Origin of the sequence: Bradyrhizobium sp. 134 (assembly GCF_023074155.1) — a bacterium.
Classification (GTDB): Bacteria; Pseudomonadota; Alphaproteobacteria; order Rhizobiales; family Xanthobacteraceae; genus Bradyrhizobium.
The window spans coordinates 749,832-762,333 of the sequence record NZ_JADPKX010000086.1 but is presented as its reverse complement, the minus strand read 5'-3'; the positions used below and the strand labels follow the sequence as shown (position 1 = coordinate 762,333).

The window sequence follows — 12,502 nt, the reverse complement described above, 5'->3', positions numbered from 1 at the left end:
ACCCTGCTATAAAGCGCAGGTCCGGCTCGATCGACCGCCCCGAGCTATCCGGTTTCCCTGGTATCATGAACAGACCTAGCAGCACGTTCAACATCGCCATCGAGCAGGGATTCGATTTCCTGTCGCCTGATTACGCGGAGCTGTTCGACAACTCGGCTGCCACCGCGTTCCAGCATCCGCTCTGGCTCGACACCCTCTATACCAGGCTCGCGTCTCATGCAGGCGCAACCTCTCTGGTTGTCGTGGTCCGCCACCGCGCGACGGGCGCCCTTGCGATGGTGCTGCCCTTGCTGCGGATCCGGCGCGGCCCGATACGGACCGTCGAATTCGCCGACCTCCGCGTCTCCGACTATCTGGCGCCGGTGTGCAGCCCGCAGGTCTTTTCCGAGCTGCTCAAGGACGAGAGTGCGTGCGCAGAAATCAGGTACCTCGTCCGCCCGTTCGATCTGCTCCGAATGACCAAGCTGCCGGACGGACGGCTTCCGATCGAGAACCTCCTGGCTACGCCCCGCCGCGTCGCGATGGACTCCAACGCTTACGCAACCGTTCTCGTCGCGCCGTTCGAGCAATGGCGCGCCAGTGCGATCGACCGTTCCTACCAGAAGGAGCTCGCAAAAAAATCCCGGCAGCTCCAGAAGAAGGGCGATCTGAGTTTTTCATGCTGCGGCGACAGCGCCTCCGTGATCGAGGCGCTGGACGTGATGCGCAAATTCCGCGGTCCGCGCTTTCAGGCGCAAGGCGACGGAGATCTGCTCCAGCGCCCCGAATATTACGGCTTCTATTCCGAGATGGCGCAGCGCGGCCTCGGCTCCTTTGTCCGGCTCTATGCCATGAAGATGGATGGCGAGGTGATCGCCGCCGTGCTCGGGCTCTGCCATCAAGGCAGCTTCCTCGTCATCATGAGCGCCTTCGACATTGCGGGATACAAGAGCCAATCCCTGGGCGCGCTGATGTTCGAGCAGGTCGCGAAGGACTGCATCGAGCGCGGGGATCAGATGCTCGATTTCACTATCGGTGACGAGCCCTACAAGAAATTGTTCGGCGCGCAGCCCTCGCCGATGTGGGCGGTCACGCAGGCCGGCAGCACCGTGGGCGCCATTTCCTTGTTCGCACTGAAACAGGCTCCCTGGCTCAAACTGGCTGCCAAGCGAATGTCGGAGTTCAGGCTCCTGCCGACCCGCACCTCAACGCCCACGCGCTGACCGGCGCGAGGACCCGATGGGTGCGGGCGGCTCTCAGGCGCGTAGCGCGCTTCGAACATGCGCAAGCCAGCCTGGCCGCATTTGATCGACTCGGTGGGTGATCCTGCGTCGCAGGAAGTGCAGCCGCCGCCGCACGTCCCAGCCGATATCGTTGCGGGACGTAAGGGCCTGCCGGAAGCGCGCCATCTTGAGTGACTGCTGGTCCGCCGCGATCTTGTCAGGATCGAAATAGAATTCCGAAATCTTCTCCTGGCTCATGCCCCCGGTCATGAGCCAACGCGGCGCATATTCGGTGCAGAGGCGGTCGACGTCGACCAGCAGGCGGGCAACGCCCGTGCCGGCGGCAGGACAATTGGTCTGGAACGCATCGCCGATGAGCACGACGCCGGGCTGGAGATGTCCTTCCACGATGGACAGGTCCATCACCCAATTCTGTACCCGGTCGGTCACGTGGAAATCGCCGAGGTAAGGCCGCAATCCCGGCAGCAGGCGCAACACCGTCGCTTCCGGTTCGCGGCGCAGCTCGCGCATAACAGGATCGGCCGGGTCGCGGAACATGAAGAGATTTGCCCGCATGCCGGCACGTACTGGAAACAGGCTGAGATAATCGATGCCGTCCGCCGTGCGCTCGCCGTAACAGGTCAGCGCCTCGAAATCGAACGGCACATCGTCCCGGCGCCCGATCGTGAATCCAAACGTGACCGAATGGCGCTCGGCCAGCACCCGCCGCTTGATACCGAGCTTGTAGCCGAGAACGCCCGACATGCCAGTGGCCAGCACGACGAGGCGCGCAATTATACGCCTCCCGGACGCGAGCTCGATATGCTGGATATCGTCGCTGCAATTGACGGCCGTGACCTCGTCGACGATCAGGCTGGACGGATCAGGCAGTTGACTGCGCGCCATGGCGACGAGATCGGCATAGGCTAGTCCGTAAGCCCGTCCGACGCTGACATCGACCACCTTGCCGTCCCTGATATTGAGCACCTGATCATATCGGCAGGCGACGCTATCGAGCGCGTCGAGGAAGCCCAGCTTACGCAACATCTCCAGCTGGTGGCCGCCGATTTTCTCGACCCGGAACTCGTCCGGATGGACCGCGCGCTTGTCGACGAGAGCGACACGATGCCCTGTCCGCGCGAGCACGGCCGCCGCCAGCGAGCCCGCGAGGCCGCCGCCCACGATCGCGATGTCGGCGACGATGGTCGAAGGGCCGGCTGCGGCAATCGGCTCGGGCACATTGCTATCCGCCGTCATGGTCCGGTGCTCCCACGGTCAACGATGTTACCCGTGCAATTCTCTCGCCTGATCTAGCATCGCAGGACCAAACGCGATCATTTCTCGCTATCTCGGTTAACGCAGCGCAGACCTGCCCGACCCCATGAGATCCGGCACGCGCCTTGCTCACGATGGCCATTCCCGGCGAGCCGGTCCGCATTCCAGCGGCTCATCTCGCCTCATTGGCCGTCGATGCGGCGCTATGCCGCCACGCGATCAGGCCGCACCTTGCTCTATCTGGGACAATGGGGTCAGCGATGTTCCATAGTGATGCAATAGGCATGGCCGCGACGTCGTCGCCGTCGGCAGGATCATGGAGGCCGTCCATTAACACTCGCGGTTTTTCGGCATGCTAGGCTTTTGCAAGTAATCGGAAAATGTCTCTTCAGGGGAAGTTGCCTCTTAAATTTCCATGATTGAATCCATCGTCCAGTTCATGCGGCGCGACGTGACGCGCGGTGTTGCCGGAACCATCCTTCTCAAGGTTGGTAGCGGTGCGCTTGCGTTCGCGTTGTTCTCGCTTGCGGCACGAACGATGTCGCCCGATGGGTTCGGCATCTTTGCGACCTGGCTTTCGGTGGCCCAGATGGCAGCGGTCGTCGGTCTGGTCGGCCAGGAATCGCTGCTCGTGCGATTTCTGAACGAGTATCGGGTGGGAAATCAGCCCGATCTCACCAAAGGCGTGCTGCTATCGAGCCTGAAGATTTCCTCCGTCGCGATGCTGATCGCGATCGGCGCAATGGCGATCGGCGCGAACATCAAGGGCGCCTCGTGGCTGCTGGTCATCGCGGTGTCGGCCTACACGGCCGTGAATGCGGGACTGATGCTTGGCAGCCAGATCGCTCGCTCGCTGGTCAGCATTCTCATGGGGGAAGGAAACAGGGAGTTCTTCTGGCGCGTCAGCGTCGTGCTGTTCCTGCTCGCAATCATGTGCGGCCATCGCCAGCTCGATCCCGCCGAATTGATCGCCGTGATGACGATTGCTATGTCGGTCGGACTGATTGCACAGATCATCGCGATTGCGCGAACCCTGCCGGATTTCCGCGGCACGGCGGTGGGGTCCGAGACGTCGCGCTGGAGATCGAGCGCGCTTCATTTCTGGGTCGCATCCATCCTCGAAGCCGCGAACCAGTATTTCGACGTCATTCTGGTCTACTGGATGCTGGACCCGACAACCGCCGGAATTTACTTCGCGGCTTCGCGCCTGGCCAACATCTTCGCCATGCTGTCGGCCGCACTGTACAGTTTTGGCGCACGGCGGCTCCCCTCGCTGTATTTCAGCAAGAACCACCAGGAATTCAAGCGAACGTTGCGGCTGATGGCGGAAGTAACCGCGGTGTGCGTGGTTAGCGGACTTCTCCTGATCTGGGTTGGCGGTCCCCATCTGCTCAACCTGTTCGGGCCGCATTTCGCCGCGCAGCACTGGGTCCTGATCGTGCTCGCGATCGGAACGGCGTTCCAGGCCGCGGGCGGTCCTTCTGCGGCGATCTTGCAGCTGACCGGCCATGAGCGCGAGTATGTCCCCGTGATTGCCGGAAACGTAGCGCTGCGGCTGGTCGGATTTCTCGTCCTCATTCCCTGGCTCGGCGTTCTTGGCGCAGCGATCTCGGCCACTGTGTCGCTGGCGCTCGCGACCATCGCCCTCAACATCCTCTGTCGCCGGCGAACCGGGGTCGATCCTTCGATTTTGGGACTTCTGCGCTTCTCGCCATCGAAGCCTAGCGCCTACGCGGTCCGTGGCGCGGACTCCGGCGAATAGACCTCTGGTCAGCCGAGGCAATGGCGCGGCTCGGCAATCCGTTGCCGGGTGGCGTCAACCAGCCAGCCCCAGCACTTCGCCGCGACGCGACGCCGACGGGCCGGCCGGCACACGATTGACGACGATGCCGGTCGGCACGCCGGCAAACCGGGAGAGCGCAGCGATCGCCCTGCGCATGGCGGCCGAGTCGACTGCGTCTTCGCGCGCGACCAGCATGACAAGATCAGCGTGAGCAGCCAGCGCCGCCGCCTCCGGCTGCAACGCCAGGGAGGTGGCGTGGACGACGATCAGATCGAACTCCGAACGAATATCGTCCGCGGGCGGCGGCGCCGGCCTCTTGCTGGCGCTCAGAAGCTCATCGACGCTGCGGAAATCTGCAGTGGTCATGCCGTCGGCCTGGCCCTTGGCGAGGCCGGCCCCGGCACCGCCGAGATCCGGCTCGACCCGGATCAGGACGCTCAGCCTCCCGGTGTTCACAGCCCATCGATTCAGCGACCGCGCGACGGTGTTGCCGCCGGCGCGCTTCCCGACCGACATCACGAGGACGACCTTGCCACGAGGTCCCGGCACCTTCTCCAGCCGCTCCAACAGCGGACGCAGATGGGGACCGAGATCGAGTTCGGTCGTCGCGGACACCGGAGCTTGCCAGATGTTTCTGGGGACTTCGCCAGGCGTCAGGTCGGGAATACGGGCCCACACCGGCGGACGTGACCACGTTGCCGGCTGGCGCGGAGCCGGCTCGGGGTCGCGGATATCAGGAGCGGATTTGTCCGATCCGCGTCCCGTGGCGGCAACGACCGCCGTCGATGTCAGCAGCGAACCGATCGCGAGAGCGGCGAGCAGCAAAGACAGCGGTGGAAGGGTCGAGCGCAGTGGCGGAATGGCGGACGACGCAATCTTGGTCTGGGAGCTCTGCAAGAGGCGCTGCTCGTTCGTCGTCTTGGAGCGCGAGAGGAACTGCTCGTAGATGTTTCTGTTGGCCTCGGCGTCGCGCTGCAGCTCCTGGAGGCGGACCAGAGCCTGACCATCGACCAGAAGCTGCGATTCCGCCGCCTTCATCTGGCCTTCCAGCGCCTTCTGCTGTTCGCGCTGGGCCTCGTATTCCGATTTTGCGGTATCGATGCCCTTCGTCCGCTCGACCTCGATCTGCCTGTTGAGATCGGTCAACTGGCTGTACGACATGACGAGGTCGGGATGACGATCGCCGAACACCGCCCGCTTCTGCGCAATCTGGTCATTGAGCGCCGACCGCTGTGCGCGCAGGGCGCTCAGCAGATCCTGCTTGACTGGGCTATCGACATTCGCCTTCACGTCGCGCTGTGCCTGCTCGTAGCGGGCCTTCGCCTCTTCGGTCCGGGCCCGCGCAGCGGCAACCTGCTGCGACAGTTCAGTGACCCGCAATTGCTGGGTGGTGGAATCCTTGCCCGCGTTGACGATCCTGTGCTCGAGCTTGAACGTGGCCACGGCGTCCTCTGACGCCTTCAACCGTTCGTTCAATGATTTGAGCCGGCCACTGAGCCAGTCGGCGGCCTCGTCGGTCGCATCGGTGCGGCTGCGGCCCTGGCTGGCGACGAACGCCTCGGCGATGGCATTGGCGTAGTAGGCCGCCCGCTCCGGCCGGTTCGAGGTGAAGCGGATGGCGATGACATAGGTCAGCCCGCGACGGGAAATGTCGAGGCGGTTGCGGAATCTCTCGAGCAGGCGCGCGGGGTCGCTATGCCCCCCGGAAATGTCCTGGTCATCCCGAATCTTGAGCTGCTCGATCAGTGGCTCGAGAAAGCCGTCGGACTTCGCCACTTCGACCAGGCTTTGCAGCGCGGCGCTATCCTGCCCGATGCCCGGCAGAACGTCCTGCTCCGAGGTCACGCGTTGCTCGCGGGGATCGACCACGACCAGCGCGGTCGCCGCAAATCGCACCGGGATCACCAAGAGAACGACGACGCCAAGGCCAAAAATCGCGAGAGCGAGCGTCAGGATGCGGCGAGCGTTGTCCCGCATGAAGGAGAGTGCGCCCGCGGCCGTGAGCGCACCGCCCAAGCGCGCGGCGGACTCGCGCGACTCGCCGCTCGACGCATTTTGAGTCTGCCACGACGCGGCAACACCGGTCGATCCGGAGCTTGTCGGGTCTGCGCGGCGACCGAACGTCATGGATTTTACTCGGATTCAACTGGCGAACACTGTTCAGTGCCTGCTCCAACGTAAATATCTATGGTTAATCCGCGGTTACCCGCGCCTGGCGCGGTCATGACCAATTGGTTAACGCGCTCGCTTCACTTCGTCCGGAACCAGCGGAATTCCCTCGCGAACCGTGCCCTTGCGGCAGGGCGCACATTAACTCCGTTTATTGCTAGTCGGTGTCCGCGCGAGGCCTCCATGGTAAGCACGGAGTTAAGAATGCGAAAAATTCGTTTCTCTAGTGGGTCGAGATCCGTGCTCCATTACCAGCCAAACAAGGCGTTGGGCGAGACCACTGCGACAGCACTCGCGCCACCCAACGGTGGCGGACGAAAGCTGCACGTGCTTCTCGTACAGACCCAGGCGGAGAACGCGGGTGCGCAGGAGATCTCGCGCCTGCTTGGCGCCGGGCTGACCGCCCGCGGCTATCGCGTCACCCATCTGTTCTTCTTCCGCAAGTCCGATTCGTTCGATGAGCCGCCCGACACCATCTATTGCGCGTCGAGCCGGCCGGGAAATCCGCTGGCGCTGCTGCAAATGCTGTGGACGCTGGGCGGCCATCTCAGGGCCACCAGGCCCGACGCCGTTCTGACCTTTCAGCACTTCGGCAATGTCATCGGCGCCGGTGTGGCGCGCCTGATCTGCCGCGTGCCTGTCATCGCCAATCAGGTTTCATCCGCGCTGTCGATGAGCTGGCCGGTCCGCACCGCCGACATCGTCATGGGCAGCCTCGGCTTCTTCGACCGCATCACGCTCAACTCGCAGGACATGCAGCGCGAGTATTCGCGCTACCCCAAAGCTTATCGCGCGCGCATGGTGCACGTCCCGCACGGCTTCGACGACAAGGCGCTCACCCTGACGAAGCAAGCTGCGCGACAGAAATTCAATCTGCCGCCGGAAAGCACCCTGCTCGGCTGCGCAGCAAGATTGCACCCGCACAAGCGGCTCGACGCGGCGATACGTCTGTTGCCGGATCAACCCTCCTGGCATCTCGCGCTGGCGGGCCAGGGAGCCGACGAGGCCCGGCTGAGGCAGTTGGCGGATGAGTTGAGAGTATCGGACAGGCTGCATCTGCTCGGCGAAATCACCCCGCGCCAGATGGCGGAGTTTCTCGCCGCTCTCGACGTGTTCGTATTTCCGACGCAGGCGGAGACCTTCGGCCTCGCCGCTGTGGAGGCCGCAAACGCCGGCGTTCCCTCGGTCGTCACCGATCTCCCGGTCTTGCGCGAGGTGTTGTCCGTCGAGGGAAAGCCGACAGCGCTGTTCGTCGATGCCGCCGATCATACCAAGCTGTCGGCCGCGGTATCCAGGCTCCTGACGGACCAAAAACTGCGCGACGAACTGCGGCAAAACGCCAAAGGCCTGAAGCTGCGCTATTCAGTGGACGCCATGGTGGAGGAATACGTTCGAATTCTCGGCCAGGTCATCTGATCGGGACGCATTGAAACGGATCGGCTCGACATGACCATCGAGTTTCGCTGTGAAATTGAGCATGCGCGGCAGTGGATGGGCCGCGACACGCTGTCGGTCGACGGCCGGGATGTACCGGTCCAGATCGCATGGACGGCAACGGCGGAGCCGCGGCCGACCGGTCTCGACATGCTGTTCGAGCTCGAACGTTTGGTGTTGCACAAGGGCAAGCACAGCGGCACCGACAGGCTGAAGATCAGTCCCGAACGAATGCAGGCTCGCGCCGGCACGGCAGACGTCATCGTCGATTTCACCGGTGGCGCGCGGGATCCGAACTGCTCCACCCGGCAGTATCTCCGCCCGCTGTTCAATGGAGTCGCAGGCGAAAACGCAGCTCTTGCCGCCATTCTCGCCGGCGATCTGCCGGTGATCGAAATCGTCGACGAGGTCGACGGTGCCGTCCTCGATCGCGGCCACCCCTCCGCCGAAATCGCGGCCGGTCTGAGCGGCGGACTGGAAACCGTCATGGCGCGAACCCTGACCATGGTGGCGGCCATCCTGTCGGGACGGCCGCGCATCGTGCCGCTGATGGCACGACCCGCCCGAATTGGTAACGGCCGCCCGCCGGCGGCGTACGTCGCGCGCGGCCTGGCGACATCGATTGCCAAGGAGATCTATCGCCTCTGCTGCTATGCCCCGCACTGGCATGTCGGATGGCGCTTCAATGATGGCGCCGGCGTCTGGCAGACCGGAGATCTGTCGGGGTCCCGCTGGAACGTCCTTGCCGATCCCGGAAACCACTTCTACGCCGATCCTTTCCCCATCACCTGGCAGGGGCGAACATTCGTCTTCTTTGAAGACCTCGATCACCGGGTTGGAAAAGGAATCATTTCGGCAATCGAGTTCGACGATGCCGGTCCCGTCGGAGAGGTTGTGCCCGTGCTGAACGAGCCTTGGCACCTCTCCTATCCGTTCTTGATCGAGGACGATGGCGCGTTGTGGATGATCCCGGAGAGCTCGACCAATGGGGACGTCGCCATCTACAAATGCGTTCGGTTTCCGGACAAATGGGAGCGGCATGCGACGCTGCTTTCGGGCGTCGAGCTGGCCGATGCCACGATCACGCGGCACAACGGCCTGAACTATCTGTTCGGGGCTTGGCGCGACGGCACCGGCGGCTATTCGGATTCGCTGGCGATCTATTACGCCGAACACCTCATGGGCCCGTGGTTGCCGCATGCCAGCAACCCCGTGCTGATTGATCGCGCGAGCACGCGGCCTGCGGGGAATTTCGTCACCATCAATGACAAATTGTGGCGCCCGGTCCAGGATTGTGCCGGCGGATACGGGGCAGCGCTTGCCCTGGCGGAAATCGTCGAACTCTCGCCGACGGCGTTCAAGCAGATTGTCCGCCACTCTCTGCGGCCCGGACCGGCATGGCCCGGCAGGAAGTTGCACACCTTGAACCGCTGCGGCCACCTCGAGGTGATCGACGGATCGCGTGTTCAACCCAAGATCCGCGCCTTCACGAGCAAATTGCCATCGGGCGTTTTGTCGCCGCGGACCAGTGCCTCCACCGCCAGCTAGCGGGGGTGGCTGAACAGGTCCGTCGTGGCGTCGTCGACGGCGATATCGACCAGCGCGGGCCCGCTCGATGCCAACGCTTCGGTCAAGATGGCGTCGACGTCGCCGGCATCGGTCACACGCTGCCCCGGACAACCCATTCCCCTTGCGAGCGCCACGAAGTCGAGCCCGGGCAGGTCGATCCCGGGCGGGCGGTGCGCCTGCATCAGCTGGCTGAAGGCGCGCATCGCGCCATAGCCTGAATTGTTCATGATCACGAAGGTGATCGGCAAGCGGCGTTGCACCGCGGTCCAGATCGCCTGGATGCAATACATCGCCGATCCGTCACCGATCAGGGCGACGATGCGGCGACCCGGCCGCGCCAGCGCCACGCCGACGGAGGCCGGCAGGCTGTAACCAAGTCCCCCGCTCGCCATCGTGTAGAAGCTGTCCGCGCCCGGCCGAGGCAGGAATTGCTGAATGGCGGGGCGATGCGACGGCGCCTCCTCGACCACGATCGCATCGCCCGGCATCAACGCCGAGAGCCGGGCGAGCGCATAGCCCGGCGGAATCGGATTTTGCGCGGCAGGAGCGGCAGGCCGCAACCGCGCGGCCGGCACTTCGCGCTCCGCAATGTCAGGCATCGCCGACAGCAGCCCAGCCAGCGCCTTCGGGAGCGTGCTGATGATGGTGTCACCGACAGAAGCGGATGCGGCTTCTGTCGGATCATCCGTGATCTGCCAGACCGGCGTTCCGTCGTCGAGCAATTCGCATTGTCCTTCGACATGGAAAGTAAACACCGGCGCGCCGACCACGACGATCAGATCGGCGTCGCGCAGGGCACGGGCGAGCCCTCCCGGTGCTGCCGGAAGGAAGCCGGCGAACCGTGGATGCAATTCCGGAAAGCTGGAACGGCTCGACATCGGACTTGCCCAAACGGCCGCGCTCGCCTGCTCGGCCACAGCGACCATCGCCTCGACGCAGCCGCTGCGATCGATTTCGGGTCCGACAACGAAGATAGGTCTCTTGGCGGCTCGGATCGCCGCGCCGAGCCGGACGATCGCCGCCGGATCCGGCGCAAACTCCGTCGCGATGTGGCGGACCGGCGGAGCGACTGCGGACCGCGCCCAATCATCCGACGGCACGGACACGAATGTCGGACCGCGCGGATGCTGCATGGCAGTAAGGAAGGCCTGCGCAATTGCCGCTGGAACATCTTCGGCGCGCGCCGGTTCCGCGCTCCATTTCACATAGGGCTTTGGAAACTGTGCGGCGTCCTCGGCGAAGAGATAGGGTCGCATCCGCAACAGGCTGCGCGCCTGCTGCCCGGCTGTCACGACCATCGGCGTCTTGTTGCGGAACGCGGTGAAGAGATTGCCGAGCGCATGACCGAGCCCGGCCGCCGAGTGCAAATTGACGAAAGCCGGACGCCCCGTCGCCTGCGCATAGCCGTCGGCCATGCCGACGACACAGGCTTCCTGCAGACCGAGCACGTAGTCGATGTCGTCGGGCCAGTCGCCCAGGAAGGCAAGCTCGGTCGAGCCGGGATTGCCGAAAACGCGATCGACGCCAAAGGAGCGAAGCACACCGAGGGTCGCTTCCCGAACCGTGAGAACTTTCGAATTCATGAATGGACGTCCTGGTGGGCTTCGCTTGCGGCGCGGTTAGAAGGGATAGTGCTGCGGCTGCGTCTCGATGGTGATCCAGCGCAGATCGGTGAACTCGGCGATGCCGGCCTGGCCGCCGAAGCGGCCGTAGCCCGATCCCTTCACGCCGCCGAACGGCATCTGCGCCTCGTCATGCACGGTCGGCCGTTGACGTGGCAGATGCCGCTTTCGATCCGCTGCGCCACCGGCAGTGCACGCGCGACGTCGCGGCCGAACACGGCAGCCGAAAGGCCATACTCCGTGTCGTTGGCGAGCCGCACGGCCTCGTCCACGCCACGCGCGCGGACCACCGAGACGACGGGACCAAAGCTCTCCTCGGTGTAGATGCGCATGCCGGGCACCACGCGATCGAGCACGGTGGCCGGGACGACTGTGCCAACCCGGTCGCCGCCCGCGAGCTTGATGGCCCCTTTGGCGATCGCGTCGTCGATCAGTGCAACGACATGCTTGGCCGGCGCCTCGTCGATCATCGAGCCGACCACCACCGGACCGTGGCGCGGGTCGCCGGCCGGAAGCGCAGCCGTTTTCTTCGCAAGCTTCTCGACAAAGGCGGCCGCCACCGCCTCGTCGACGATCACCCGCTCGGTCGACATGCAAACCTGGCCCTGATTGATGAAGGCGCCGAACGCGACCGCCGCGACGGCGGCATCGAGGTCGGCATCGTCGAGCACGATCAGAGGCGCCTTGCCGCCAAGCTCGAGCAGCGCCGGCTTGAGGTGGCGACCGGCGAGTTCGGCGATGACTCGACCGAGTCGAGCCGGTAAAATTGACCCGCCGCACGGCAGGATTGGCGATGAGGCGCTCGACCAGAGCGGGCGCGTCGGCCGGTGCGTTGGTCAGGACATTCACGACGCCGGGCGGGAAGCCTGCGTCCTTGAAAACCTCGCCGATCAGCCGGTGTGTTCCCGGGCAGATCTCGGACGCCTTGAGCACGACCGAATTGCCGCAGGCGAGCGCCGTCGCCACGGCGCGAACGCCGAGAATGATCGGCGCGTTCCACGGTGCGATGCCGAGGCAGACGCCGGCTGGCTGGCGAACCGACATCGCGAGACATCCCGGCTTGTCCGACGGGATCACCTCGCCCGCGATCTGCGTGGTGAGCGACGCTGCTTCGCGCAGCATGCCGGTCGCGAGCTTGACGTTGAAGGCCGACCAGATCTCTGTCGTGCCGATCTCGGCCATCATGATTCGGACGAAGGCCTCGCGCTTGGCCTCAAGCGCAGCTGCGGCCTTCAGCAACAGGGCTCGCCTCGCATTCGGGCCAAGTGCCGACCATCCTGGCAATGCGGCAGAAGCCGCCGCCACTGCGGCGTCGGCGTCGGAAGCCGTGGCAGCGGCCGCGCGGCTTGCGACCTCCTGCGACAGCGGATTGCGCCGCTCGAACACCTTGCCGCTGGAAGCGGCCTGATCCTGCCCGTTGACGAGAAGACTGACGTCCATGAAAACCT

General features: G+C 64.5%; 7 protein-coding genes and 1 pseudogene. 4 read left to right on the top strand and 4 right to left on the bottom strand.

Going from position 1 to position 12,502, the window contains the following annotated elements; translation table 11 throughout:
- The first annotated feature begins 65 nt into the window (after positions 1 to 65).
- On the top strand, positions 66 to 1,202 hold the full coding sequence (locus IVA75_RS38315) for a GNAT family N-acetyltransferase (protein WP_247289081.1): 1,137 nt from the start codon (positions 66 to 68) through the stop codon (positions 1,200 to 1,202).
- Between the two features lie 33 nt (positions 1,203 to 1,235).
- Here the strand turns inward: IVA75_RS38315 and IVA75_RS38310 are convergent, their stop codons facing one another.
- Positions 1,236 to 2,459, bottom strand: coding sequence for an NAD(P)/FAD-dependent oxidoreductase (locus IVA75_RS38310; RefSeq protein ID WP_247289080.1), 1,224 nt, complete (start codon positions 2,457 to 2,459; stop codon positions 1,236 to 1,238).
- A 433-nt stretch (positions 2,460 to 2,892) separates the two neighbouring features.
- On the opposite strand from IVA75_RS38310, the gene IVA75_RS38305 reads away from it, so the two are divergent.
- Positions 2,893 to 4,239 (top strand): polysaccharide biosynthesis C-terminal domain-containing protein, encoded by a 1,347-nt coding sequence (locus tag IVA75_RS38305; protein ID WP_247289078.1) that lies wholly within the window; start codon positions 2,893 to 2,895, stop codon positions 4,237 to 4,239.
- A 54-nt stretch (positions 4,240 to 4,293) separates the two neighbouring features.
- Here IVA75_RS38305 and IVA75_RS38300 read toward each other — a convergent pair whose 3' ends face one another.
- Positions 4,294 to 6,387, bottom strand: a complete 2,094-nt coding sequence (locus IVA75_RS38300; protein WP_247289076.1) for a GumC family protein — start codon at positions 6,385 to 6,387, stop codon at positions 4,294 to 4,296.
- A gap of 282 nt (positions 6,388 to 6,669) precedes the next feature.
- On the opposite strand from IVA75_RS38300, the gene IVA75_RS38295 reads away from it, so the two are divergent.
- Both IVA75_RS38295 and IVA75_RS38290 read left to right on the top strand, forming a co-directional pair.
- Positions 6,670 to 7,845: a glycosyltransferase family 4 protein gene (locus tag IVA75_RS38295; protein ID WP_247289074.1), complete on the top strand. Its 1,176-nt coding sequence runs from the start codon at positions 6,670 to 6,672 to the stop codon at positions 7,843 to 7,845.
- A 30-nt stretch (positions 7,846 to 7,875) separates the two neighbouring features.
- Positions 7,876 to 9,411, top strand: a complete 1,536-nt coding sequence (locus IVA75_RS38290; protein WP_247289072.1) for a hypothetical protein — start codon at positions 7,876 to 7,878, stop codon at positions 9,409 to 9,411.
- On the opposite strand, the gene mdlC is transcribed toward IVA75_RS38290, so the two are convergent.
- Positions 9,408 to 11,015: a benzoylformate decarboxylase gene (gene mdlC, locus IVA75_RS38285; protein ID WP_247289070.1), complete on the bottom strand. Its 1,608-nt coding sequence runs from the start codon at positions 11,013 to 11,015 to the stop codon at positions 9,408 to 9,410. The two genes, IVA75_RS38290 and mdlC, sit on opposite strands and share 4 nt — an antisense overlap.
- 36 nt (positions 11,016 to 11,051) lie before the next feature.
- Positions 11,052 to 12,494: pseudogene (locus IVA75_RS38280) on the bottom strand (aldehyde dehydrogenase).
- Positions 12,495 to 12,502 lie beyond the last annotated feature (8 nt).

Bases quoted from the DNA above. Each gene is read 5' to 3' on its own strand.
- IVA75_RS38315 (WP_247289081.1), top strand. From the start codon at position 66: ATGAACAGACCTAGCAGCACGTTCAACATCGCCATCGAGCAGGGATTC.
- IVA75_RS38310 (WP_247289080.1), bottom strand. From the start codon at position 2,459: ATGACGGCGGATAGCAATGTGCCCGAGCCGATTGCCGCAGCCGGCCCT.
- IVA75_RS38305 (WP_247289078.1), top strand. From the start codon at position 2,893: ATGATTGAATCCATCGTCCAGTTCATGCGGCGCGACGTGACGCGCGGT.
- IVA75_RS38300 (WP_247289076.1), bottom strand. From the start codon at position 6,387: ATGACGTTCGGTCGCCGCGCAGACCCGACAAGCTCCGGATCGACCGGT.
- IVA75_RS38290 (WP_247289072.1), top strand. From the start codon at position 7,876: ATGACCATCGAGTTTCGCTGTGAAATTGAGCATGCGCGGCAGTGGATG.
- mdlC (WP_247289070.1), bottom strand. From the start codon at position 11,015: ATGAATTCGAAAGTTCTCACGGTTCGGGAAGCGACCCTCGGTGTGCTT.